A 24,829-nucleotide genomic window follows, 5' to 3' on the forward strand; every position below is an offset into this window, starting at 1 on the left:
ACACCGATCATGGCGCTATTCCATCCATCACCTACCGAGTCGTCCATGAACGAAATCATTTGGCCCGAGGGCTTTTTGCCCGGTTTCACTGAAAACTTCGTTTCCAACGAAGTGATCGTTGCGGGTTTGAGCCCTGCACAAGTGTGGCCGCTATTGAGTCAGGCCCAGCGGTGGCCTTCGTACTACGCGAACTCTGCAAACGTGCGCTTTCACGATCCCGTTGGGCCGGATCTGGCCAAGGGCGTGCGCTTCTATTTCGAGACTTTCGGGTTTCCCGTCGAGGCGCTGTGCACCGAGCATGTGCCGCCCACCTCGACCGAACCTGGCCGGATTGCCTGGCATGGCTGGGCGGGTGAAGGCGAGACACGTCTGGATGTTCATCATGCCTGGCTGATCGAGGATCTGCCCCATGGACGGGTGCGCATCCTTACCCAAGAGACCCAGAAGGGCAAACCTGCGCAGGATCTAGCCAAAGCCAAACCAAATCCGATGATCAATGGCCATCAGGACTGGCTGGATGGCTTGGTCAACGCTGCGAAGTCCATCGGTCAGTGATTGAATTCGCTTGGCCGTCAGTTCGGCAGATCAGCACATCCGTTGCCCATGTTCACGAGCGGGTTTGATCAGCTTGCAAGTGTAGGAGGAGCACGATGACAATTCAGACACCAGACAACCCCGGCGACCAGCAACGCAATGGCCGCTATCTCGTACGTATCGGGTAACCGATGCTCCCATAGAAATCCAAAAGCCAACGCTGCCAGCGTCTCGATCACCAGCACTTGCCCGCTAAGTGCCAACGGCAGAAGCCGACTTGCCTGATTCCAGCACGCGCCCCCAATAACCGAAGAAAGAAGGGCTACACCACAGGCCACCAGAAAAAAATGCAGCCATTCTGAACTGCCATGGGCATCTGCCTGAAAAACCAGCACAGGCACCGCCAAGAGCAACGACTGAGCGCCCGTCATGATGCCGGTCAGCAGTGCCCAGTCATTGGAGGAAATGCTGGTGAGCTGAATCAGCCGCCGAGCATTGCGGACGGCGAACCAAGTCCACGCAACCAACGCACCTGTGGCGCAGAGAATACCCGCAATGGCTGTCGATGTTTCAGGCGTGTCGCCATTGATCAGTGCATGCCAACTGATAAGTACAACGCCGGCCATTGCGCAGCACAGCGAGGGGGCGAGTCTGCGCAGGGAGACGGCATTGGTGTCGTGCCGACCTGCCAAGGTCAGCAACACGGGGATGAGCCCGACAATCAGTGACGTCGTCGCAATTCCCACCAGTTGCACCCCGGTACCTACCAGCGCGTAGTAAACGAGATTCCCGATCAGGCTGAGCCAGAAGAGTGACTTCCAATCGGCTCGAGTAAGGTTTGCGCACAACTCCCGCCACCGGGACATAAGCAGAACAGCTGAAATCGCACCGTAAAAAAGAAATCGAAGCACTGCGAATTGCAGGCCGCTCAAGCCTTGCGTGAGCTGTGGCCCAAGAAAAATCACTCCCCAGCACAGTCCCGCGCAAACACCATAAACAATACCCTTCAACAGCGACTGATCAGTAAACATTCCACCCGTGCTCCGTAGCTTGAACGGGGAAAGTCTGAAGCGCCGAACCAGGAGAGTATTGTCGGTAACTACGGGATTTTTATCCCAGAATGCTTTTGCGCTTTGCGATAGACCGCCGGAGTGACGGCGCTTACACGTTGCATGGTTCGAGTCAGCGATGCCTGATCGGAAAACCCTGTACGCAAGGCAATCTCGGCGATCGGCAAGGAAGTGCCACGCAGCCATCTCTGAGCTTCCTGGATGCGTAACCCCGTCAACCAGGCCTGAGGACTCATTCCAAACATTTGCCGAAATCGCTGGTGCATTTGACTCATGCTCATGTTTGCAGCCTGGGCCATGACCTCGTTGCTCCAGTTTGCCCCCGGGTTAGCCCGCAAGCGAGCGACCAGTTGCTCGATGGCGGATGGGGAACTGTAGGTGTCAGGGCCGAGAGATGAGAGAAGCAGCGAGCTCAACTGTGGAGCGTCCAAGGCTAGTCGCTTGTTGCCGATGAGCTCGGCGAACTCGATGAGCCGTCGTGTCGCAGGGGAGATAGGTACGTACGTCTTTCGAGCCAGATGCTCCATCTGAAGTGTCTCCAGCAGAGCCGGCGCGCAGTCCAGCACCAGAAAACAGCTGTCTGCGCGGCTGAGCTGAGAGTGCACCGAGCCTGGCCTCACCACGGCGGCCAATGACTGATCGATGCTCCCGCCGCGACCGTCTACATCGATTTCCATCTGGCCACGAACCGGCAGGACCAATTGAGCATGATCGTGGGAGTGATGAGGGTTTTCACACTCATAGCTGCGGATTTCGAGATTCAGGAGCATGAGTGCATCACTCGGGCGGAGTCCAGGGACGAGGGATTTTAGCACCCGAGCCGGGCGATGGATCGCGCGAGAAGGGGGCGTTGACACCACTGCCGCATCATATTCCGATGGCGGGTACCGGTGTTAGTATTGAGGTCGTGGGAGCCACAGCCTGATCGGGAAATGGTAGATCGGTGTTCTGCCCAGTTTTGCTAATGCGGGGCTTCATATGATCCTTGTTCTTATTATTGGGATGCTTGCTTTTTGCTCCGGCTATTTGGTTTCCCTCGAAGATAGATTACAGAGGGACCGTACATTTCATCCTTTCGATGTATTCAACAATTTTCGGGCGTCGCCAAGGTGCCGAAAAAAAATGGCTTATGTGGGCATGTTGATTTTTGTCTTGGCAGGCGTGGTTTACCTTCTTGAGCCAGAGGTCATCTACTCATCCAGAGACAAGATCAAAGCATTGGGCGCGGTCATGCTTCTCTGGTCTTTCATGTTTTATGGCTACTGCCGCGAACTGGAGTTCAAGAAGTCAGGAAGCTCGCCTGCGTCGCTGCAGTGCATGGACTGTGTTGAAGGAACAGAGTGGTATTCTTTGGCCCTTAAAGGGTTTTTGGCAACTTTCAAGATCCTGGCTGTTTTTGCTTTTATGTACGCAATCAAACGTGTTTGATTGCCACATGTCCAAACTCACCTCATATCGCATTCGGCGGTCGAGTAGACGACGTGGTGTCTCGTTTTCTTACCTGGGTGAACTGGGATCAGATATACGCCCCCACCACCCGCTTCACGGTGCCCAGTGCCTCACCCAGGGCGTCCATGCTCACCGACCCAAGCGCCAGCCGTAGTGCATGAGGGACGTGCACCGAGATCGAAAACGGCTCGGCCGTCGAGACCGATACATGCTCGCGCATCAGTTCCAGAGCGATTTGATCCGCCCTTGCATCCTCCGCCAACGGCAGCCATAGAAAGTACGAAGATGGATGACGCACCACCGGCAACCCTGACAACAACGTGTCAGCCAACGCCTGCCGGGCCTGCGCGTCCGCGCGCTTTTGCGTCTCCAGCGCGTCGACCGTGCCATCGTCGAGCCAGGCACAGGTGATGGCGGTCATGACGCCGGATGTGTTCCAGGTCGTGGCCTTGACCGTGCGCTTCAACGCGTCCACTCGATGCGCAGGAGCTGCGACGAAGCCGACGCGCAAGCCGGTGGCGATGTTCTTGGAAAACCCTGACACGTAATACGTTCTTTCAGGCGCCAACTCAATGATGGGTGGCGGCGGATCTTGCGCCAGAAACGCGTAGGCTGCGTCTTCAATGATCATCAGATCATGCGCGCGGGCGATCGCCACCAAGCGCTCGCGCTGATCGGCAGGCAGCACCCAACCCAACGGATTGTGCAGCGTAGGCATGGTGTACACGGCGCGCACCGAACGACGGCGGCAGAGCGAGGCGAGGGCATCGAGATCCGGCCCCTGTGCGGTGGCGGGAATGGGCACCACTTCAAGGTGCAATGTCTTGGCCAGCACCTTGAACCCAGGATAGGTCAACGCATCTGCCGCGATCACGTCTCCAGGTTTCAACAATGCCATCAGGCTGACCGCCAAACCGTGTTGCGCGCCGCTGACGATCAGAATCTGCTCGGGATCCACCGTGACGCCACGGTGGATCAGATGACGGGCGATCGAGGCCCGTTCATGCAAGCGCCCCGCATGTGGCTGATAGCGTAAATGCGCTTCCAGATCGCCGGACAATGCCAGTTGGCGCAACGCACTGCGCAACAGGTCGGCCTGCCCCGGCATGGCGGGATAGTTGAAATTGAGGTCGATCACGCCCGCGGCAATGTCCGGCTGATCGATACCTTGGCCGGGCGGCAGTGAGGTTTCCCGCACGAACGTCCCGCGCCCGGTCTCGCCGCTGACCAGCCCCATGGCCTCTAGTTCTGCATACACCCGGCTGGCGGTGACCAAGGCCAATCCATTGGTCGCTGCGAGTTGGCGGTGTGTCGGCAAGCGCGCGCCGGGAGGCAGACGCCCGGCGCGGATGTCGGCTGCAAAGGTATCTACCAGCGACTTGTATCGGGAGCGAGCCATCTTGAAGTGTATCCATGACAATTTTTTGATTGTCACGATAGTCGGTCATACGATGCGCTACATGCAACCTGACATGGAGTGGACACTCAATGGAACGCACCTCTGACGTGCACAGCCAGGCGACAGTGAAACCCGCGAGCGGGATGGTCAATGGCCTCATCGGTGTCGTGATCTTCAGCGGTTCACTGCCCGCTACTCGCATCGCTGTGCTGGAATTCGACCCGGTATTTCTGACCGTGGCACGGGCAGCCATCGCCGGCGTGCTCGCGCTGTGCCTGCTCTTGCTGTTCAAGGAACGGCGACCGGTACGTCAGCACCTATTGCCTTTGATCATCGTGGCAATGGGCGTGGTGATCGGTTTTCCGCTGCTGACTGCACTGGCGTTGCAGCACGTGACCTCGGCCCATTCCATTGTGTTCGTCGGCCTGTTGCCACTGGCGACTGCTGCGTTCGGCGTAGTGCGGGGTGGTGAGCGCCCTGGGGCGGTGTTCTGGTTTTTCTCGGTGCTGGGCAGTCTGATAGTCGTCGGGTTTGCCGTTACCCAAGGGCTGACCGCCTCACTGACCGGCGACATTCTGATGCTCTTGGCGATTCTTGCCTGCGGCCTCGGCTACGCCGAAGGGGCAAAAATTTCCAAAACGTTGGGTGGTTGGCAGGTGATCTGCTGGGCGCTGGTGTTGGCGCTGCCGGTCGTGATGCCACTGACAGTATGGTTGGAGCCCGCTTCGTTTTCCGGCATCAGCACACCGGCGTGGTTGAGCCTGGCTTACGTGTCGCTGTTCAGCATGCTGATCGGCTTCGTGTTCTGGTACCGCGGCCTGGTGCAGGGCGGCACCGCTGCTGTCGGCCAGCTACAACTGCTTCAACCATTTTTTGGCCTGGCACTGGCCGCGGTACTGCTGCACGAACAGGTCAGCCTTGGCATGTTCGGCGTCACAGTAGCGGTGATCCTCTGTGTCGCCGGGGCGCGGCGTTACGGCAGGATCAATCCTCTTCCTTCACGGTAGCCACTTCGTCTGCCTTGACCCTTACCTGCTTGCCCGAAACATCTTCGAACTCATAGAAGCCGTCTTTCGTTTTGGCGTCAGGTACATCCTTGGTGATGTACTGCGTTCCGTCCTGCAACGTAACGACCGTGTTGGTGGAGCAACCAGCCAACGTAGCCGCGCACAGGAAAGCAGTGCAATAGTAAAAAGCTTTCAGTTTCATGAGGTGACCTTCTTCGATCGATTCGCTGGGTTGCGGATGCTCTTCTTTGATGAGCTGCGGTGTTGTGAGTCGGGCGTTTTATACGCGTTGTGAGAATACCATCGACCTATTCACTCCGACTCTTCTGCTTGCACAACTGCATGGCGAGGCTGTCGAACTCTCGGTCGAAACTGGCTTTTTCCGCTGCGCTCAAGAAGCCCTGCTGATGTACGAATTGGTCGGTTTGATGACGGACGACTTCGACACGTTCGATCATACGGTCGGCTTGAGCTTGGCTGATCTTGCGGGCTTTTCGCGTGGTGCCGATGTCCGCGCTGAGAATGTTGGCTCGTACCGAGATGTGGGCCTGTCGAGGGTCGGTGATCTTGCCACCTATTTCGCCCACCAGCTCGCGCTGGGCTTTGATGTCGCAACTGGGTAAATCAAGACTCTGTTGAGCGGCCGATGCGTTCAGGCTCAAAGCCAATAGCGAAGCCAGGATGCTGTATTTCATGGGTCTTTCCAGTGTGGGCCGGTGGGTGTCGCTGCCGATAGTGCAGCGTATTTTCCAATGGATTCTTCCGCGAGGGCCGGCGCTGGTATTGTTTTCCTTACTCGATCAACACCTGAATGCGGGCCAGTACGTCGTCCATCACCACCTCGGGGACCGTCTCTACGCGTTTGCCTCCACGAGCCTCAAGGTCAACGGTGCGCAGTTGATTGCACAACACCACGCCTTGCGTCTCCGTGCCGGAACCGCTTAGTGGCACGGCAAAACCGGCATGGCGGGCAAAATCCCCGCCTTGGGTGATGGGTGCGATCAGCACCAAGCCCGATACGTTGAAGGCCGCAGGCGAAATGATCAGCGCTGGACGAAAATCGCCTTGCTGCTCACGGCCGGCGGTGGGGTTCAGGTTCAGGCGCACAATGTCGCCACGGTTGAATTTGGCCCGTCTCACGCTTCACGCCCAACGGCTGACATGGCATCCCACGCTGCCATGTCGGCAGGTTCCGGCGCGCTCAAGTCACACTGCGCCATCAGCTCGGCCAGCGAGTAACGCGGCTTGGCCTTCGCAGGCTTGAGGGTCATAACCTCGGCGGACACATCGAGTTTCAGCACATCGCCACTGACCAGATTCATCATCTTGAGCACAGTTGCTGGCAGGCGAATCGCCGCGCTATTGCCCCACTGCTGCACTTTGACTTCCATGGCAACCTCCTGAAAAAGTGTACACATTGTAGATACATGGCGAGCCAGTTACAAGCGTTTTGTATAAACATAGTATCTACAATGCTAGCTCAAAAGCGCGTTGTAAAACCGTCGCCTACATTGCATATCCCAAGACTGGGCCATCAGGGAATAGCCTAATACATCGCCTGAACGCTAATACGCGGATGACTTTCCAACACCTCACACCGGCGCCGGGCTCTGCAGCAACGGATACAACGACAGCACCAGCAACCCCGCCATGCCCCAGTTGAACAAGCGCAACCAGCGCGGCACGCGCAGCACGTTGCGCAACACACTGCCGAAACCTGCCCAGACGCACACGCTCGGCAGGTTGACCAGTGCAAACACTGCAGCGATGACCATCACGTTATAGACGTAACCCTGCGCCGGCACATAGGTGGTGATGGCGCCAACCGCCATTACCCAGGCTTTAGGGTTGACCCATTGAAAGGCGGCGGCGCCGAGGAAGGTCATGGGTGTGCTGTTCTGTTCTCCCGCCTCGCTCATGCTCCCAGAGGTGGCGATGCACCATGCCAGGTAAAGCAGGTAGGCCGCGCCTATCCAGCGCAGGGCGGTGTAGGTCCAGGGCACGGCAGTGAATGTTTCACCCAGGCCCAATCCTACCGCCAGCACCAATAGCATGAACCCCAGGCTGATGCCCAAGGCATGGGGAATGGTGCGCAGGAAACCGAAGTTCACCCCCGAGGCCAGCAGCATGGTGTTGTTCGGGCCTGGGGTGATGGACGACACCAGAGCGAAGAGGGCGAAGGCAGGCAGGAGGTCGATGAGCATGTCCGTATGGTCTCTGGGTTGTTGTAGCAGTGAAACTACCTGACAAATTGGCAAGTAATACGGTACAGCCAGTGGTGATTTAACCAGTACACGCCAGGCTTTTCAGCAGCCTGGTATTCGAAAACAGCAGCTGACTTCCGGATCAGTCACGACAGGGATTGCTCAAGCAGCTTCCAATCGGTAGTGTGTACGTTGCGCGTAAACGTATACATCGTAAACAAAAGTGCCAGGAGTACTGCCATGGGTTCGCCCGTTCTTTCTTTCCGTGTGGAAGCCGAGCTGATCGATCAGCTCGATCAGCTCGCCGAAGCCACCGATCGAGATCGTCAATACCATTTGAAACGTGCTTTGGCTCGCTATGTGGAATCCGAGTCGTGGCATTTCCGTGCTGTAGCCGAAGGCATCGCAGATGCAGAGGCAGGCAATCTGGTCGATTTGGATGCCGTAAAGGCTAAGTGGGTGGCGCGTGCCGAAAGTCGCATTAACCAGCAAGGCGGCGAGTGATCTCGACGGTATTCATGAGCACTACGAAGCGCTCAGAGGACCTGAAAAAGCAGAAGAAACCATTTTTCAGATGTTGGATGGTTTGAGCCAGCTGGAGGCGTTTCCTCAACTGGGCAAGGCGTCGGGCATCCCCGATTGCCGTGAGTTGATCTTTGCGAAGTATCCCTACCGTGCGATCTACACCCTGAAAGGCAATGCCATTCTGGTGTATCGAATCTTGCACCAACACGCAGAGCGCAGTGAGGATTGGTAGCGGAACGTTCCACTTCGGCAGGGCTGGCCATTCCAGTGGCCGCCCGTGTAGCTCACGCTTGCTGCTTTACGTGAACAAATAACTGTCCATCGCCAACACCCCATACTCGACGCCGCCCTCGATCACCCGCGTTTCATACTGCTCACCCGCCGCGCCGAGTGCGATGAACAACGGCATGAAGTGCTCGTCCGTGGGGTGCGCGCGTTCTGCGGAGGGGGCGTATTGCCGGTAGTCCAGCAGCGCGTGCAGATCACCCGAGACCAGGGTCTTCGCCGTCCAGGCGGCGAAATCCTTGACGTATTGCGCGCCATGGGGCGTTGCGCCACGGAATTCGTAGAGGTTGTGCGTCAGGCTGCCGGACGCCACGATCAATACGTTCATGTCGCGCAGTGGTTTGAGCGCCTGGCCGAGCTTCCAGGCCTGATGAGTATCGAGCGCAGCGGGCATGGAAACTTGGATGACCGGTATGTCCGCGTCCGGCGCCAGATACAGCAGCGGTACCCAGGCCCCGTGGTCCAGGCCCCGCTCGGCATCCAGGCGGGATTGCCAGCCGCCGGCCTGCAGCATGTCGACAATCCGCGCGGCCAGGGCCGGTGCGCCCGGGGCTGGGTATTGAATCCGATACAGGGCGTCGGGGAAGCCGCCGAAATCGTGAATCGTCGGCGGGGCTGCACTAGCGGTCACGCGGATGTCGCCGCGGGTCATCCAGTGCGGGGAAAGAATGACGATGGCGTCGGGCCGCGTCAGCTCACGACCCAGCTCGGCCAGGTGTTTGCCCGCCAGGCCGGGCTCGACCGCGAACATGGGGGAACCATGGGACACGAACAGTACGGGCGATCGAATAGTCATCAGCGGACTCCACATCAAGACATTGCGGTTTGAGGACTCCAGCTTTCGCCAAGCCGGCATTTGACCCAGTACTCGAAGCTGGCGCACAGCCAGATGCCATATGCCAGCAGCTCCACACCTTCTTCGGCCGTGGTTTTCGCCAGGCGCTGGTAGCCGTCACCCATGACCTGGTGCCAGAACGCACCCATGCCGAAGATCCTGGAAAAGATCAGCACCGCGAAGCCGGTGGCCAGCGCGGCGAACGTTGGCGTGCGCAGGAAAGCGCCCAGGGACTGCAGAGTTTGCCGTCTGTGCCTGGCACTTTCCGCCCTGCCTATGGCGACTGCAGCGATAGCCAGGAAAGGCCACAGCCAGGCGCTGTGACTGATGGGGTCGAACAGGCCGTCCAGCTCGCGGGTCAGCAGGCAGGCGAAAAATCCTGCGGCGAGGTATTCGAAGCCGCCTTTGCGGGCCGGTCCCGGTGCGCTCCAGAACAACAGGGCGCACAGCGCGAGCATGAGCTCCTGGGTGATCTCGGTAAACGATATTTCAAGGATATCGGTATGAAAGACTGCGATGTCCAACCACACCATGGCAAACGACAAGCCAGCAATCGAACATTTGGCCAAAGCGAACAGAAGCGAGTATTTCAAATCAGGGCGGGCGTACACGTGAAGCTCCAAAGCGAGACAGTTGCTATAAGTCGCGCATATAAACGTCTGGCACCGCGAAAAGAAAGCGGACTTTCACGATAGTAAACATTGATGGAGTTGATGCGATGGGTTGCTCGCAGGCAGACAGCCCCTTGGTATGGGGCTGTCTGCCGTGCAGCACGGGAGGCGCGGTGTTCGGCCGCGACCTAGAACGCCGCGGTATAGATCGCCAGTGCATCGGCCTCGCTGACTTCGCGCGGGTTGTTGACCAGCAGGCGCTGTTGCAGCATTGCGCTGCGAGCCAGTTCCGGCAGGCTCTCGCGGGTCACTCCGGCATCACCCAGGCGCAGCGGCAGGCCGGTGGCCATATGAAGCCTGAGCAGTTCGTCGATGAACTGCTGCGCCGCATCGCCCGGTTGCAGGCGATCGCCCAGCACCAAGGGCGCCAGCTGGGCGTACAGGTCTTGGGCGGCCGGCAGGTTGAAGCGCAGCACTTGCTGCAGTACCAGCGCATTGGACAGGCCGTGGGGCAGGTGGAAGCTGACGCCCAGTGGGTAGGCCAGGGCGTGCACGGCCGCGACGGGTGCGTTGGCGAAGGCCTGGCCGGCCAGGCAGGCACCCAGCAACATCGCCTGGCGGGCTTCCAGGTCCTGCGGTTTATTGACCGCGCGTTCCAGGTTCGCCGCCAACAGGCGCAAGGCTTCGCGCGCCAGCAGGTCGGAGAGCGGGTTCTTGCGGTGCTTGCTGGTGTAGGCCTCGATGGCATGCACCATGGCGTCGATGCCGGTGGCAGCGGTGACCGGGGCGGGCAGGCCGATGGTCAATTGCGCGTCGAGAATTGCCAGGTCCGGCAACAGCTGGTTCGCCACCACGCCGGACTTGCCGGTGGCCGTGGTGACGATGGAGATGGGCGTGACTTCCGAACCCGTGCCCGCGGTGGTGGGTACCTGAATCAATGGCAAACGCGGGCCGGTGGCCTGGTTCACGCCGTAGATGTCGCTCAGGCTCTGCCGCTGCCCAGGGTGTGCCAGGTAGGCGACCAGTTTGGCGGTGTCCATGGAGCTGCCGCCGCCGAAGCCGACGATCAGGTCGGCTTGCATGCCCCGGGCCTGCTCGGTGGCTGCCAGCACCAGGGCCTCTGCCGGATCGGCGAGCACGTCGCTGTACACCGCCAGTTCGATGCCCGCAGTGGCGAAGCCCGGCAGCACGCTGTCGAGCAGGCCGTGCTTGAGGATGCCGGCATCGGTGACCAGCAATACCCGCTGGGCGCCGCGGCTGACGCACTGTTCGGCCAGGGCGGCGGCGCTGCCGGTGGCGCAGATGAGGTGGGCAGTGCTGCTGAAGGTGAATCCTTGCATGGGGTGACCTCGTATTCTTGTGGTTGGGGGCGCTGTTTCAGCGCAGGGCTACGGCAGCGGCGGTTCGGGTTCGGCAGGTTGATCGGCATCGATGATCTGCTGGGCGATGGCCTCCATGCTGGTGCGGCGCGTCATGGCTTCGCGTTGCAGGCGCCGATGGGCATCGTTCTCGCCCAGGCGATGGCGCGCCATCAACAGCGCCTTGGCCATGGAGATTTTCGACACGGCCGGTTGCCGGCTTTGCAGCTTGCGCAACTCGGCGAGCATGTCGATGCGCGCCCGCCAGGCGGCCCGCGCCATCAGCAACTGGGTCAGCAGGCCGAAGGGCCGCAGGGGCCGCTCGATGACCGCCGCCGGTTGCGTCTCCAGCACCAGTTGCAGCATCGACGGGTTCTCGTAACCGACCACGGCGATGATTGGCGGCGCCTGCTCGCTCAGGCCTTCCACCAAGGTTTGCGTGTTCAACCGCTGGCTCAGTTCCACGGCCAGCAGCACCACGTCGACCGCTTCGGGCAGCGTGGTGGGCACCGGCCAGCGTTGTTCGACGATGCAGCCGATGCGCTGCAGTTGGTCGAGCACGATGCGTGCCTCACCGTCCTGTGGGTGAATCACCAGTACGCGCAGGCCCTTGAGTTCGCGCAGCAGGGACGGCGCGCTGGTCATCTCGGCCTCCGGCAGGTCATGGCTGCACGTCCATCTGATAGTCGACCATATAGGGGCTAGGCTGCACGGCTTCGGCGCTCTCCAGCACCAGCTGGAATCGCCGTCGCTGGTCGAGCCGGGCGATGCGCGGCCACAGCCAGGTGTGCTGGGTCTGGGCGTCGATCTGCACGGTGCCTTGAGGCGCCTCGAAGCTTGCCCCGGCCAGTGCTTCGCGCAGGGCCTGCACTGAGTCGTCGCACGCGCGGCGCGCGGCTTGCGCGAACAGATGAACCTGAAAGTAGGCCGCTTCGGCACCCGAGGTAATCGCGGCGTGTTCGCCGAAGCGCGCACGGTAGCGTGCCACGAACGCCTGGCTGGCCGGCGTCTGCAAGGTCGAGAACCAGGGCGCGGCGGAGATGTGGCCTTCGGCTTCCTCGTCGCTCATGGCTTGCACGTCGACCTCGTTGGTGGCCAGGCTGACGATGGGCACGACCGCAGGATCGAACCCCGCCTGGCGATAGGCGCGGTGCAGCGACGGAATGTCGCTGCCGACGATGGTCGAGTAGATGGCGTCGGGAGCGGTTTCGCGCACCCGCTGCATGACCCGGTCGAAATCTTCGGCGGTGGCGTGGAAAGGCAGGTAGATCTCGTCGACGACCTCGCCGCCGGCCTGTTCGAACAGCTCGCGCATGATGCGGTTCGATTCGTAGGGGTAGACATACGAGCCCCCGACGAACAGCACCCGCCCGCCATGGGTTTCCAGCACGTAGCGGGCCAGCTGCAGCGAGTTCTGGTTGGGTGCCGAGCCGGTATAGAAGCAGTACGGCGAGTATTCGAAACCTTCGTACAGGGTTGGGTAGAACAGCAATCGACGACGGCTTTCGACCACCGGCAGAACGACCTTGCGTGTGCTCGACATGTGCGTGCCGAACAGCACCTGCACCTGTTGCTGGTCGCACAGGCGCAGCGCGCTGTCGCGGTAGTCGTTCGGGTCGGCGCCGGGATCGCCGTCGACGGCCTGCAGGCGCCGACCGCCGAGGCCGCCGTCGTCGTTGATTTCGGCGATGGCCAAGTGCGTGGCGTTGGCCTGGGCGGTTTCCGACGCCGCCGTCAGGCTGGCCCGGGAAAACAGCAGGCCTACCTTGTAGTCTTCGCCGCTCATGAGGTCAGGCTTTCCCAATCGATATGCTGTTCGAAGTGATGCGCAGCCTGGTAAAGGGTCGCCTCATGGTAATCGCGGGCGATCAGCATCAAACCCACCGGCAACCCTTGCGCCAGCCCGCAGGGAATCGACATGGCCGGATGGCCGGTCACATCGAACGGTGCGGTGTTGGCGTTCATTTCCAGGGCACGGGTAACCCAGGTTGCGGGCGTGGCATCGGCTGCGGGAAGCTTGGGCGCCTTGAGCGGCACGGTCGGCATCAGCAGCAGATCGTAGCGGGCCAACTGCTCGTCGTAGGCGGCGCGCAGCTGGCGTGCGGCGTTCTGCGCCTTGGCATAGTACTGGCCGGCGAATCGCTGATGGGCATAGTGGCCTGCCAGCAGGCAGGTTTTCAGATCGTGAGGGAAGGCGTCGGCCTGCTGTTGCCAGTCTTGTTGCGCGCGCATCAGGCTCTCCACGTACAAGCCCTTCCAATTGGAACCATAATTGTAGCCGCGCAGCAGCTGCGTGGTGCCCTCCACGGCAATCGGTGTCCAGATGGCATGGCCCAGTGCGTGCAGGGGGATGGAAACCTCTTCCACCAGCGCGCCCCATTCGGCGAACAGACCGGCAGCGCGGCGCACGGCGGCGTCGACATCGGCTTCGGAATTGGCGTGGCCGAAGCCCTCGCTGACCACGCCGATGCGCAGGCCCGCAACACCTGCGCCCAGGGCCTGGGTATAGGCCTGCACCGGCATCTGCCGATCCTGGCGCGGATCCAGGCCGTCGGCGCCGGCCAGCACCTCGAGCATCAGTGCGTTGTCGGCCACCGTGGCGCTCATGACGCCAGCGTGGTCCAGGGTCATTTCGATGGGCATGATGCCGGTGTAGGGCACCAAGCCGTGGGTCGGCTTCATGCCGTAGATGCCCGAGTAGGCCGCTGGAATGCGCACCGAGCCGCCTTGATCGGTGCCGATGGCCAGGTCCACTTCACCGGCGACGATCAGCGCGGCGCACCCCGACGACGACCCCCCGGTGGAATGCCCTGGGTTGCGCGGGTTGTGCACTGCGCCGGTGGCGTTGGTGTGGCTGCTGCCCGAGACGCAGAAAAACTCGCAATGGGCCTTGCCCAGAATGCTGCCGCCGGCGTCCAGCACGCGCGTGGCCACGGTGGCGTCGACATCGGGCACGTAACCCTGCAGGGTCGACGAACCATTCATCATGGGCACACCGGCCAGGCAGATGTTGTCCTTGAGGGCAATGCGCTTGCCGCTCAGGGTGCCGTCGGCAGCGCCGTGCAGGTCGGTGCGTACGTACCAGGCGTTGTAGGGGTTTTGCGCCGGGGCGGGAATCTGCCCGGCATTCCTGGGATACCGCTGCGGCAGGCTGACCGGTTGCAGCTGATCCAGGCGGTCATAGTCCTGCCAGACCGCTTCGAGGATGTCGGCATACTGCGCCAGTAACGGCGCTGGCAGATGCAGGCCCAGTTGGTTGCCGGTTTCGGCAAGCTCGGCCTGGGTTGGACGTTGAATGGACATGACGATGAATCCTTAAGAATGAAAGCCCATGAAACGCTCGGCAAGCGCTTCGGTGGTGGTGCTGGCAGGGTCGACTTCATCGACCAGTCGACCGTTCTCGATGATCAGGATGCGGTCGGCCAGCGCCGTCAGGAAGTCGATGTCCTGCTCCACCAGAATGATCCCCAGGCCCTGTTCGCGACGCAGGCGCTGCAGGGTTTCGATGATCTCGTCGCAGATGGAGGGCTGGATGCCCTCGGTCGGTTCATCGAGCAGAATCAGCTTCGGGTTGCCGCACAGGCAGCGAGCCAGGGCCAGCAGCTGTTGTTCGCCGCCCGACAACGCGCCGCCGGGCTGGTCGAGCAGCCGTTGCAGCCGCGGGAAATACGTCAGGATCCGCTCGATGGTGGCGCCGGCCTCGGCGAAGTGCTTCACGCAGCCCATGCGCAGGTTTTCACCCACGGTGAGAAACGGAAAGATCTGCCGGCCCTGGGGCACGTAGCCGATGCCGGCGCGTGCGCGTTGGCTGGCATCGGCGCGGCTCAGGTCGTGGCCGGCGAACCGCACGCTGCCTGACAGCGCCGGCAACTCGCCGATCAGCGCGCGCAGCAGGGTGGTCTTGCCCATGCCGTTACGGCCGAGCACGCCGATGCAGCTGTCGGTGGCGCTGCGCAGACCGATGTCGCGCAACACCGGCACGCGCCCGTAGCCGGAACACAATCCGTTGACTTCAAGCATGTTTGATCTCCTGTTTGCCCAGATAGGCTTCGCGCACCAACGGGTCCTGGGTCACCTCGGCAAAGCTGCCCTGGGCGAGAATGGCCCCCTGGTTGAACACGGTGACCGTGCCGGCGATCAGGCGAATGAACTCCATGTCGTGCTCGACCACCACCACGGTGCTGTGCGCATTGATCTCCTTGATCAGCTCGGCGGTCTTGCGCACTTCCTGATAGGTCATGCCGGCGGCCGGCTCGTCCAGCAGCACCAACGTCGGCCGCGAGGCCAGGATCATGCCCAGCTCGACCCATTGGCGCTTACCGTGGGCCAGGTCGCCGACCAGACGATGACGGTGCTCGGCCAGGTCGATGCGCTGCAGGGTGTGTTCGGCGCTTTGCCGGGCCTGATCGGCGCTCTGCGTACGGCTGGCGGCCAGCCGCAGGTTCTCGAATACATCCAGGCCGTCGAACACGCTGGGCGTCTGGGTCTTGATGCCGATACCCATGCGGGCGATGCGGTGCGGGGGCAGGCCGCTGATGCGCCTGGCCTGAAAGTGGCAGGTGCCGTGGGTCGGCTTCAACTGCCCACTGAGCAGTTTGAAAAAGGTGCTTTTACCCGCCCCGTTGGGGCCGATGAGGCAGCGCAGCTCACCGCTGTGAAGGGTGAAGTCCACTGCCTTGACGGCGTGAACACCCCCGAAACTGACCCCCAGGCCCTGGGTTTGCAGTAGCACGCTCATACGACGCTCTCCGGTGGCACGACAGGGCTGGGCGGCGGGCGGCGCTTGAAGAGGCGCGAGGCCAAAGCCCCCAGGCTTGGCAGGAGGCCGCGCGGCAGCAGCATGACAAAGGTCAGCAGAATCGCGCCCAGCACCAGGCCGCTGTCGACCGTTTGCTGTTCACCCAGTCGCGCCATCAGTGCCTGCAGGCCGATGCACGCCAGGATCGGCCCGAACAAGGTGCCGCGGCCGCCGACGATGACCCAGATGATGATCTGCGCCGACTGTGCCAGGCCAAACACGCCCGGGCTGACGAACGCACCCCAGTTGGCGAACAGGCATCCCGCCAGCCCGGCAATGCCGCCGCCCAGGCTGAACACGATCAGCTTGTGCAGGCGCGTGTCGTAGCCCAGCAGCCCGGCACGCTGTTCGTTTTCACGGATGGCCACGACCACCTTGCCGAAGCGGCTGGCGAGCAGCCCGCGCAGGCCCAGGTAGCAGAGAATCAAGGCGCCGCCGATCACCTGGAACAGGGTTTCAGGTTCCAGCACGCGCTGCGGATCGAACGGCACGTTGAGCGTCGGGATCGCCGGAATGCCATTGAAACCACCCAGCAGCGCGCTGCCGATGTGGTATTCGCTGCCCGAGGTGGAGTTCATCACGTTGAACAGAATCAACGTCACCGCCAAGGTGATCACGCCCAGGTACACATCACTGATGCCGCCATAGAACATGAAATAGCCCATGGCCGCGGCGAACAGTGCGGGTACGGCAATGGCCAGCAGCACCGGCCAGGTGCTGTCGCCGATGTTCAGCACGCCGATGGCATAGGCATAGGCACCCAGGCCGAAGAACGCAGCCTGGCCGAAACACAGGATGCCGCCAAAGCCCCAGATGAACGCCAGGCTCAGCGCCAGCAAGGCCATGACCAGGTAGATGGTCAGCGAGAGCAGGGTGAACAGGTCCAGCCACTGCGGTAGAACGCCGACCAGCACGGCGGCGAGCACACAGCCCAGCACCGGCAGCAGATCACGAAATGCGACAGGCATCAGAACGCCCTCCGAAAGAAACGACCGGTGATGCCTTGGGGCAACACGCGGATCAGCACGATGGCGGCCAGCAGCAGGGCCACTTCACCGAACACCGGGGTACTGAAGAAGGTCACCACTTGGCTGATGACGCCGAACGCGCCGGCCGCACTCAGCGTGCCGGTGATGACCGCGCTGCCGCCGCCGATCACGGTGATGAAGGCCTTGGCGATGTAGCTGGCGCCCAGCGTCGGGATCACCCCGGTGAGTGGCGCGAGGACCGCGCCGCCGAGCCCGGCCAAGGCCGCACCCAGGCCAAAGGTAAGGCTGTAGATGCGCCCGGGGTTGGCGCCCAGGGCGGCAGCCATCTTGGCGTTCTGCATGGTCGCCCGCGCGCACAGGCCAAACTGGGTGAAGCGCAGCAGCGCCCACAGGCCCAGCAGGACCGCCACGGCCACGGCAATCACGAACAGTCCGTAGCCACTGGTTTGATAGGCGCCCAGGGTAATGCCCGGCAACGGTGAACTGATGCCCACCGTGGTGTTGCCGAACAGCATGGTCGCCGCACCGGTCAGCCCCAGGCTCAGGCCCCAGGTGGCCAGCATGGTGTCGATCATGCGGCCGTAGAGGTGGCGTATCAGCAGGCGCTCGACCAGCATGCCGAACAGGCCCACGGTGAGCGGCGCCAGCACCAGGATCGAGATCCAGATCGGCACGTGCCAGTGGTGGGTGGCCAGGACGGCCACGTAACCGCCGAGCATCATGAACTCGCCATGCGCCAGGTTGATGATCTTCATCATGCCGAACACCACCGCCAGGCCGATGCTGAGCAGCACCAGCGTGGCGATGGCACCGACTATCTGCAGGGAAAAAATCGCAGCCCAATCCATGTCCGTCTCCTTACAGCGCGATGCTGTATTGCTTGGCATCACGGGGGTTCTTGATCAGGTCGCAAACCGCGGCGGTGTCCGAAGGGGCCTGCTGGGCGAAGCTTTCAACCACCTCGAGGCGGCGATCGCGCACCTCGGCGATGTGCACGTCCAGAATGCAGTGGTGGGTGGCCGGGTCGATGCTGACCTTGCCGCTGGGCAGGTCCAGGCTGATGCCTTTCTCCAGCGCTTCGATGACCGCCATGCGTTCGATCGAACCGGCCTGGCGCACGCCCTCGGCCCACAGCATCATGCCCTGGTAGGCGCCCATGGCCAGTTCGGTGATGTACGGGTAGTCGGCGCCGAAGCGCTTGTGGAAGCGTTCGACGAACGCCGTGTTGAGCGGGGTCTGCAGTTCCTGCACGTAGTTCTGGCAGATCAGGATGCCGTTGCACTCTTCGGGCGAGAGCACGATGTGCTCGTTGCCACCGGCGAAGGTGGTCGAGGCGATCGGCAGCTTGCCGGTCATGCCGGCGGCCTTCCACTGGCGGTAGAACGACATGTGCGCGCCACCGACCAGGGCCGACCAGACGAAGTCCGGCTTGGCTTCCTGGATCTTCGAAATGGTCGCGCCGAAGTTGGTCACGTCCAGCGGGAAGAACTCGATACCCACGCTCGACCCACCGGCCTGCTCGACGTACTTCTTCACCCAGGCGGTGACGATCTGCCCGTAGTTGTAGTCCGCCGCGACGATGTAGACCTTCTTGCCCCACTTCTGGGTCACGTGGGACACCAGCTTCTCCACGGTCTGCCCCGGCGTCACGCCGGTGCCGAAGAAATTGCGATCGCACACGCCGCCTTCGTACTGGTTGTCGTAGAAGTACAGCGTCTTGTAGCGGTCCAGTACCGGCCGTACCACTTCGCGTGACGCCGAAGTGATGCCCGCGTGCACCACGGCGGCACGATCCTTGAGCGCCGCCTGCTGGGCGTACTGCGCGTACAGCTGCATGTTGGACTGGGTGTCGTACTTGATCAGGTTCAACGGCCGACCGAGCAGGCCGCCCTGGGCATTGAGTTCCTCGGTGGCGAATGTCAGCGCGTCCACGATCGGCTTGCCATAGATGTCCAGGCCACCCGAGCTGTCGTACAGCGAGGCGATCTTGATGGCGTCGTCGGCGGCGAAGGCCGACAGGCTCTTGAAGCTCAGCGCCGACAGTGCGGCAGCGGAAATGGCGGACGAACGCAGGAAGGTACGACGATTGATAGCCATGCTCAGTGCTCCTGGAACCAGCCCTGCGTGCCATCGCCTGCCGGTTTGCGCACAGCCGAAGGGGCTGCCCGTGCAAGCACCGGGAAACAGGAATGGAGTGGGGGCTGGATGAGATGCAGGCGAGGGGGGTAGGGCCTGATCTCACGTACCGACGACGCTGTCGGCTGAACGGGTGTCGAGCGTTTCGCTTGTGACCGCAGCCGCATCGTTGGGGCCGGGTCGCCCAGGGCATGAGGGCCGCTGGAGGAAACAGATGTCGCGTGGGGCGCAACGTCTCAAACGAAGCAATAATCAGGCCGCTGTCAGTAACTGGATGTTTTCACTAAATATTTTCTGTTGGTGCGCTTTTGAGAGCGCAATAGTGTGCTCCAGAATGGGAATCCTGCACTCAAACCGGGCAGGGTCCAACTGATGGGTAACAGGGGAGGCAGTGCTCAGCATGGGTCGAACACTGCCCCTCTGTATTGAACGCACACCTACGAACGGCTTCACCCTCCGGACGCGAGCCTCGAGATGGCAGCCTTGCTGCCTGCGCGCTCGCGCAGCACGAATTTCTGGATTTTGCCCGTGGCCGTCTTCGGCAGTTCCGTGAAGATGACCTGTCGCGGGCATTTGAACCTGGCCAGGCGCGTTTGGCAGAACGCGATGAGCTCGGCACCGGTGGGCGCCGCGACACCGGCCTTCAGCTCGATGAACGCGCACGGCACCTCACCCCATTTGTCGTCGGGCTGGGCCACGACAGCCGCGTGCAGGACGCTGGGATGGCAGTGGATGACATCCTCGACTTCGATCGAGGAGATGTTCTCGCCGCCTGAGATGATGACATCCTTGGAACGATCGGTGATTTGCACGTAGCCGCCTTCGTGCACCACCGCGATGTCCCCGGTATGAAACCATCCACCCGCGAAGGCCTTGCCGGTGGCCGACGCGTTCTTCAGATATCCCATCATCACGGTATTGCCGCGCAGCAACAGTTCGCCGGTGGTGACACCATCGTGCGGCACCGCGATCAAGGTGTCCGGATCCGCCACCATCATCCCTTCGAACGTTGCCGCTCGCGTGCCCTGGCGAACCCGGAATGCGCGTTGTTCGCTGTCCGTCAGCGCGTCCCAGCCGTCTTGCCACACGCAGCTCACCGGGGTGCCGGATACCTCGGTGATGCCGTAGACATGATCCACGTCGAAGCCCAGTGCAACCACCGCGCTGAGCACCGAAGCCGGTGGAGGGGAGCCGGCCGTGAGCACGCGCACAGGTGATCGCAACACCTCGCGATCACGCGCATCGGCAATCATGGCCATGACCACGGGTGCGGCGCAGAAATGGTCCACACCGTGGGTATCGATGGCATCGAACACGGCCTCGGCACTGACCTTGCGCATGCACACATGAGTGCCCGCCGCTGCGGTGATCGCCCAGGTAAAACACCAACCGTTGGCGTGGAACATCGGCAGCGTCCACAGGTAGCGCGGCGCACGCGGCAGCGGCCAGTTGGTCATCTGCAGCAGGCTCATCAGATAGGTCGCGCGGTGGCTGGTGACGACCCCCTTGGGATCGCCCGTGGTACCGGAGGTGTAGTTCAGGGCGATAGGGTGCCATTCATCGACAGGCCAGACGCCGGCGAAGTCCGGATCGCCGTTGGCGAGCAGCTCTTCATAACCCACCACGCCGATCGATGGCCCCAACGGCGCGAAGGGGTCGTCGATATCGATCACGATCAGCGCCTGATCCAGCCGCTCGAGCGCCGCCGCAACCAGGCTTGCGTATTCGCGATCCACCAGAATGGCCTTGGACTCGGCATGCCTGAGAATGAACGCCACGCCTTCGGCATCGAGCCGGCAGTTGATGGTGTTGAGCACTGCGCCTGATAACGGGATGCCAAAATGCGCTTCGAGCATGGCCGGCGTATTCGGGCACAGGATGGAGACGGTATCGCCAGCGCCCAATCCTCGAGCGACCAGAGCACTGGCCAGTCGCAAGCAGCGCTCGCGCGTCTGCGCCCAAGTCCGCGTGATGGGTCCATACACCACCGCAGCCCGTGTCGGATGGGCCAACGCAGCCCTTTCCAGAAACCCCAACGGGGTCAGGGGGAGGTGATTGGCCGGGGTCTTGTCGAGGCACTCGTTGAGGGCTGCAGGCTTCATGGGCGAGTCTCTTTGTTATTGTGATGAAAGGTGGTGAATGCACTGACCGGTTCGCGCTCGGTGACCAGCTCGTTCTCGACACTGGACGCGTCCGCATAGCCCAGGCTCATGCCGCAGACCAGCATTTGCTCGTCGGGAATGCCAAGGACTTCGGCGATGACGTGGTGATACTTCAGAAAGGCGGCCTGAGGGCACGTGTGCAACCCGCGAGCCCTGGCAGCCACCATCACGCTCTGCAGGAACATGCCGTAATCCAGCAGGCTTCCTTGCTGAAGCACGCGGTCGATGGTGAACAGCAGGCCTACCGGCGCATCGAAGAACCGGTAGTTGCGGCCGTGCTGCTCATGCATGCGCTGCTTGTCGCCCTTGGCGATGCCCAGCAGCCCGTACAGCTCCCAGCCGACTTTCTTTTTCCTGTCCGCATAGGGCGTCACCCACTCTCTGGGGTAGTACTCGTAGGGGTCGAGCAGCTGGTTGGCATGGGCGGGATCGTTGTCTATATCCGCTATGGCGTTGGACAGCTGCCGTTTGGCGTCGCCGGTGACCACGTGCACACGCCAAGGCTGCATGTTCACGCCCGTCGCGCAGAACCGGGCGACATCGAGGATGCTTTCCACGTCTTCCTGGGCCACGGGGTCGGGAAGAAAAGCCCTGATGCTGCGCCGAGACCTGATCGCCCAGTCCACAGCCTCCACAACCAGGGCGGGGCTTGACGGCGGTTGAGACAGTCGATTCATAAGTGCCCCCAGTCAGGTGGATTTGGAGGTTGCAGGATTCAAGGCCGCACTGTCGGTGGCCGATGGCGCGCGGCGGGTCGAGCGTGCCTGGGAAGAATCGGCGAGGGACTGATTGATCAGCGAAACCGCCGCCGCACCGATCAGCCCGGCAAGGGCGATGGCCATGAAGTTCTGCTCCAGCGGCAAGTGCATCGAGATCAACCAACCGATCAGTACCGGGGCCACGATGGCGCCTATGCGGCCCACGCCCGATGCAAAGCCGACGCCGGTGGCCCTGATGGTCGAAGGGTAGAAATCGCCGGCGTAGGCGTAGGCCAGCAGTTGCGTACCCAAGGTCGATGCGCCGACCGTGAACACCACGGCGTAGAGCAGGCCCGGCGAGCGGGTGTAGGCAAGCATGACCAGCGCCAGGGCGCCGACGATGTAGAAGCACACCAGCACACGCTTGATGTTGAACCTGTCGCCCAGCCAGCCACCGCCCAGCGCGCCGACAATGGCACCGACGTTGAACACGATCACGAAATTCAGTGCCGAACCCAGGCTGAAACCCGCCATCGCCATCAGCTTGGTCAGCCAGGAGTTCAGCGCGTAGACCATGAACAACCCGGTCATGAATGCCGCCCAGATCATGACCGTGCTGAAACCGCGGCCATCGGCGAACAGGTTGCGCACGGGGGAATCCTGTTTGTCGAGGATCTCCGGGTTGCCGGCCATCACCGCATCGTCGGGAATCATGTTGCCGGGATCGAGCTTTCGCGCCACCTCCCTGAGTGCGTCCTGCTGGCCCTGTTTGAGCATGTAGCCGATGGAGTCAGGCATGCTTTTGAGAATGAACGGGATGAGGATCACGGGCAGGCCCGCGACGTAGAACACCCATTGCCAGCCATGACTTTCAATCAGCTGTTTTGCGGTAAGGGCTACCAGGATGCCACCGACGGAATAACCGGCGAATACCAGCGTCACCAGGCGTGTGCGCAGTTTCAACGGCGAAAACTCGCCCATCTGCGCGGTGCAGATCGGCAGCACGCCGCCAATGCCCAGCCCCGCGATGAAACGCATGATGCTGAAGCTGATGGGGTCGTTGGTCAGCCCGGCACCCGCAGTGAACAGACTGAACAGCGCAACGCAGATGGCCGTCATTTTCGGCCGACCGATGCGATCGGCCAGCGTGCCGAGAAAAATTGCCCCGAGCATGGTGCCGAACAGCGCCGAGCCGGCCATGATGCCGGCACTGGTCGCCTCGATGTTCATGTCCTTCATGATGGCCGGCAGCGCCGCACCCACAACGGCGAGGTCATAGCCGTCGATGATCAGGATGAGCACGCACCAGAACAGGATCAGGCCATGGAAGCGGTTGAACCTTGAATCCTTTGCCAGCGCGAAAACGTTCACGGGTTGCATAGCGTGTCTCCTTCGGTTTTATTTTTGTTTTGAAGTGCACAGGTGTTCTGCCGACCAGGCCATAGGCAGCGGCCATGGCTGGGGTTCGGCTATCGTAGGCGCCGGCATGGCCTACGCCCATGTCCAAAGTCGTCGTTCTGATTGGGGTGTTTGGACAGTCCGGGGTGGGGACAGGAAAGGGACGGATCGTGAATCTTTCAGAAGGGGGAGCAGTGAGGCCTACGTTTCATCGGCTTCGTTGCGGCGATAGCAGCCGGGACTTACGCCCGTCCACTTCTTGAACGCGCGATGGAAGGCACTGGCATCCTGAAAACCGGTTTGCAGTGCGACTTCCACGACCGTCAGCTCTTCACGGCCCAGCAGATGGATGGCCATGTCCCGACGAAGATCATCTTTCAGGCGCTGGTAGCTCAAGCCTTCGATGTGCAACCGTCGTTGCAGCGTCGAACTCGACGTGCCCAGCGATTTTGCCAACTTGTCGAACTCGGGCCAGTCCTCCGGATCCACACCGCGCAGCTTCTGACGAACCTTTGCTCCCGTGCTTTCATCGTTCCGATACTTGACCAGCAAATTGCCGGGCGACTCTTCCAGGAAGGGTGTGAGGGTTGCGGGTGTCTGCACGACCTTGAGGGCGAGGAGGCTGCGATCGAACCGGACGGTGGTCTGGGCGACACCGAACACCAGCGACTCGCAAAAGCGCAGGCGGTAGTCGCTGTCGTCCAAAGGTTGGGCCGGCCGGAAGCCGATGCTTTGGATAGGCAAGCGCCGCCCGCCCAGCCAGCAGAGCAGTCCGTGCACCAGGATCAGCCAGGTGCCATAGCTGAACAGGCGTCTTTCCACGCCGTGGTCGTGAATGACCAGCACCGCCGAGTTGTCTTCGTACGTCAGCTCGCCGTAGACATCGTCCAGGGCGCTGCGCAGAAACATCAGGATCCGCCGCAGCGCCTGCTCCAGCGAGTGGCAGCTCAAGGCCACGTGGCACATGAGGCGAAAGCTGCCTCTGCGCAGCGGGTGGCTGTCGATGGCGAAAAACTCGTCGTCCAGCGCATTGGCCAGCGCAATCCAGAGTCGAGAAAACGCGACTGCGGAGACTCTGGCCTGGGGCGCATCGAGCAACCCTGGGTCGATGCCCGCGTCTCGCAGCACCGGCTGGATGTCGAATCCGCGCTGCACTGCACCGTGCAGGGCTTCGTGCACCAGGCCTATGGAAGTCGTGCCTTTGTCTGCAACTACAGCCATGACGTGTCCCTGTGAGCGATGCACCGAGTGTCGACCCGCGGCCTGAACGGTAAACAAACCTGCAACGACAGGCAATCGGTCCGGGCACAACAGGTCAATCGTCATCTGATCATTGCTGCACCCAGTGCAGGTATATACTGCAGATTCACC

At 61.7% G+C, this 24,829-nt stretch carries 28 protein-coding genes; 5 read left to right on the forward strand and 23 right to left on the reverse strand.

Translation table 11 applies throughout. The features are described from left to right. Positions 1-45: 45 nt before the first annotated feature. A complete protein-coding gene (locus tag H7993_RS11045) occupies positions 46-555 on the forward strand; it encodes an SRPBCC family protein (RefSeq protein WP_185794403.1) in 510 nt (169 codons plus the stop codon). Positions 556-623: 68 nt separating this feature from the next. On the opposite strand, the gene H7993_RS11050 is transcribed toward H7993_RS11045, so the two are convergent. After that, a complete protein-coding gene (locus H7993_RS11050; protein ID WP_185794404.1) occupies positions 624-1,565 on the reverse strand; it encodes a DMT family transporter in 942 nt (313 codons plus the stop codon). A 68-nt stretch (positions 1,566-1,633) separates the two neighbouring features. Beyond that, positions 1,634-2,374, reverse strand: a complete 741-nt coding sequence (locus tag H7993_RS11055) for an AraC family transcriptional regulator (protein ID WP_185794405.1) — start codon at positions 2,372-2,374, stop codon at positions 1,634-1,636. 352 nt (positions 2,375-2,726) lie between these two features. On the opposite strand from H7993_RS11055, the gene H7993_RS11060 reads away from it, so the two are divergent. Then, positions 2,727-3,032, forward strand: coding sequence for a hypothetical protein (locus H7993_RS11060; RefSeq protein WP_185794406.1), 306 nt, complete (start codon positions 2,727-2,729; stop codon positions 3,030-3,032). Positions 3,033-3,120: 88 nt separating this feature from the next. Here the strand turns inward: H7993_RS11060 and H7993_RS11065 are convergent, their stop codons facing one another. Then, the gene (locus tag H7993_RS11065; protein WP_185794407.1) at positions 3,121-4,452 is read right to left on the reverse strand and encodes an aminotransferase-like domain-containing protein; all 1,332 of its coding nucleotides are present in this window, start codon (positions 4,450-4,452) and stop codon (positions 3,121-3,123) included. Positions 4,453-4,541: 89 nt separating this feature from the next. Between H7993_RS11065 and H7993_RS11070 the strand changes: the two genes are divergently transcribed. Further along, positions 4,542-5,459 carry a DMT family transporter gene (locus H7993_RS11070; RefSeq protein WP_185794408.1) on the forward strand — a complete coding sequence of 306 codons (918 nt, stop codon included), beginning with the start codon at positions 4,542-4,544 and terminating at the stop codon, positions 5,457-5,459. Here the strand turns inward: H7993_RS11070 and H7993_RS11075 are convergent. From H7993_RS11075 to H7993_RS11095, 5 genes are all read right to left on the reverse strand, one after another. Next, entirely contained in the window at positions 5,437-5,661 is a 225-nt protein-coding gene (locus H7993_RS11075) for a YgdI/YgdR family lipoprotein (protein ID WP_185794409.1), read from the reverse strand. The two genes, H7993_RS11070 and H7993_RS11075, sit on opposite strands and share 23 nt — an antisense overlap. 106 nt (positions 5,662-5,767) lie before the next feature. Next, positions 5,768-6,154: a hypothetical protein gene (locus H7993_RS11080; RefSeq protein ID WP_185794410.1), complete on the reverse strand. Its 387-nt coding sequence runs from the start codon at positions 6,152-6,154 to the stop codon at positions 5,768-5,770. 97 nt (positions 6,155-6,251) lie between these two features. After that, the gene (locus H7993_RS11085; RefSeq protein ID WP_185794411.1) at positions 6,252-6,599 is read right to left on the reverse strand and encodes a type II toxin-antitoxin system ChpB family toxin; all 348 of its coding nucleotides are present in this window, start codon (positions 6,597-6,599) and stop codon (positions 6,252-6,254) included. Then, on the reverse strand, positions 6,596-6,850 hold the full coding sequence (locus tag H7993_RS11090) for an AbrB/MazE/SpoVT family DNA-binding domain-containing protein (RefSeq protein ID WP_122476176.1): 255 nt from the start codon (positions 6,848-6,850) through the stop codon (positions 6,596-6,598). The genes H7993_RS11085 and H7993_RS11090 overlap by 4 nt, the downstream gene beginning before the upstream one ends. A gap of 201 nt (positions 6,851-7,051) precedes the next feature. Beyond that, a complete protein-coding gene (locus H7993_RS11095; RefSeq protein WP_185794412.1) occupies positions 7,052-7,663 on the reverse strand; it encodes a LysE family translocator in 612 nt (203 codons plus the stop codon). A 240-nt stretch (positions 7,664-7,903) separates the two neighbouring features. On the opposite strand from H7993_RS11095, the gene H7993_RS11100 reads away from it, so the two are divergent. After that, positions 7,904-8,167 (forward strand): CopG family ribbon-helix-helix protein, encoded by a 264-nt coding sequence (locus H7993_RS11100; protein WP_122476172.1) that lies wholly within the window; start codon positions 7,904-7,906, stop codon positions 8,165-8,167. After that, positions 8,130-8,420, forward strand: a complete 291-nt coding sequence (locus H7993_RS11105; RefSeq protein ID WP_185794413.1) for a type II toxin-antitoxin system RelE/ParE family toxin — start codon at positions 8,130-8,132, stop codon at positions 8,418-8,420. The genes H7993_RS11100 and H7993_RS11105 overlap by 38 nt, the downstream gene beginning before the upstream one ends. Before the next feature lie 66 nt (positions 8,421-8,486). Here H7993_RS11105 and H7993_RS11110 read toward each other — a convergent pair whose 3' ends face one another. From H7993_RS11110 to H7993_RS11180, 15 genes are all read right to left on the reverse strand, one after another. Continuing rightward, entirely contained in the window at positions 8,487-9,269 is a 783-nt protein-coding gene (locus H7993_RS11110; protein WP_185794414.1) for a DODA-type extradiol aromatic ring-opening family dioxygenase, read from the reverse strand. Positions 9,270-9,283: 14 nt separating this feature from the next. Then, on the reverse strand, positions 9,284-9,919 hold the full coding sequence (locus H7993_RS11115; protein WP_185794415.1) for a hypothetical protein: 636 nt from the start codon (positions 9,917-9,919) through the stop codon (positions 9,284-9,286). Between the two features lie 188 nt (positions 9,920-10,107). Further along, entirely contained in the window at positions 10,108-11,259 is a 1,152-nt protein-coding gene (locus tag H7993_RS11120) for an iron-containing alcohol dehydrogenase (RefSeq protein ID WP_185794416.1), read from the reverse strand. Positions 11,260-11,307: 48 nt separating this feature from the next. Beyond that, positions 11,308-11,922, reverse strand: coding sequence for an ANTAR domain-containing response regulator (locus tag H7993_RS11125; RefSeq protein ID WP_185794417.1), 615 nt, complete (start codon positions 11,920-11,922; stop codon positions 11,308-11,310). Positions 11,923-11,938: 16 nt separating this feature from the next. Then, positions 11,939-13,063, reverse strand: coding sequence for a transporter substrate-binding domain-containing protein (locus tag H7993_RS11130; protein WP_185794418.1), 1,125 nt, complete (start codon positions 13,061-13,063; stop codon positions 11,939-11,941). Beyond that, positions 13,060-14,580, reverse strand: a complete 1,521-nt coding sequence (locus H7993_RS11135; protein WP_185794419.1) for an amidase — start codon at positions 14,578-14,580, stop codon at positions 13,060-13,062. Before H7993_RS11135 ends, H7993_RS11130 begins: the two co-directional genes overlap by 4 nt. A gap of 12 nt (positions 14,581-14,592) precedes the next feature. Further along, positions 14,593-15,297: an ABC transporter ATP-binding protein gene (locus H7993_RS11140; protein ID WP_185794420.1), complete on the reverse strand. Its 705-nt coding sequence runs from the start codon at positions 15,295-15,297 to the stop codon at positions 14,593-14,595. Beyond that, positions 15,290-16,015: an ATP-binding cassette domain-containing protein gene (locus H7993_RS11145; protein WP_185794421.1), complete on the reverse strand. Its 726-nt coding sequence runs from the start codon at positions 16,013-16,015 to the stop codon at positions 15,290-15,292. Before H7993_RS11145 ends, H7993_RS11140 begins: the two co-directional genes overlap by 8 nt. Then, positions 16,012-17,043 (reverse strand): ABC transporter permease subunit, encoded by a 1,032-nt coding sequence (locus H7993_RS11150; protein WP_185794422.1) that lies wholly within the window; start codon positions 17,041-17,043, stop codon positions 16,012-16,014. Before H7993_RS11150 ends, H7993_RS11145 begins: the two co-directional genes overlap by 4 nt. Then, positions 17,043-17,912, reverse strand: a complete 870-nt coding sequence (locus H7993_RS11155; protein ID WP_185794423.1) for an ABC transporter permease subunit — start codon at positions 17,910-17,912, stop codon at positions 17,043-17,045. The genes H7993_RS11150 and H7993_RS11155 overlap by 1 nt, the downstream gene beginning before the upstream one ends. Positions 17,913-17,922: 10 nt before the next feature. Beyond that, positions 17,923-19,161: an urea ABC transporter substrate-binding protein gene (locus H7993_RS11160; protein WP_122476150.1), complete on the reverse strand. Its 1,239-nt coding sequence runs from the start codon at positions 19,159-19,161 to the stop codon at positions 17,923-17,925. Positions 19,162-19,649: 488 nt separating this feature from the next. Continuing rightward, positions 19,650-21,302, reverse strand: a complete 1,653-nt coding sequence (locus H7993_RS11165; RefSeq protein ID WP_185794424.1) for an AMP-binding protein — start codon at positions 21,300-21,302, stop codon at positions 19,650-19,652. Further along, on the reverse strand, positions 21,299-22,039 hold the full coding sequence (locus H7993_RS11170; protein WP_122476147.1) for a nitroreductase: 741 nt from the start codon (positions 22,037-22,039) through the stop codon (positions 21,299-21,301). The genes H7993_RS11165 and H7993_RS11170 overlap by 4 nt, the downstream gene beginning before the upstream one ends. Before the next feature lie 12 nt (positions 22,040-22,051). Then, complete coding sequence (locus H7993_RS11175) at positions 22,052-23,440, reverse strand: MFS transporter (RefSeq protein WP_185794425.1); 1,389 nt, start codon at positions 23,438-23,440, stop codon at positions 22,052-22,054. 219 nt (positions 23,441-23,659) lie between these two features. Further along, on the reverse strand, positions 23,660-24,679 hold the full coding sequence (locus tag H7993_RS11180) for an AraC family transcriptional regulator (protein WP_185794426.1): 1,020 nt from the start codon (positions 24,677-24,679) through the stop codon (positions 23,660-23,662). Between the last annotated feature and the right edge of the window lie 150 nt (positions 24,680-24,829).

The sequence above is a fragment of the Pseudomonas baltica genome (genome assembly GCF_014235765.1).
Lineage (GTDB): Bacteria > Pseudomonadota > Gammaproteobacteria > Pseudomonadales > Pseudomonadaceae > Aquipseudomonas > Aquipseudomonas baltica.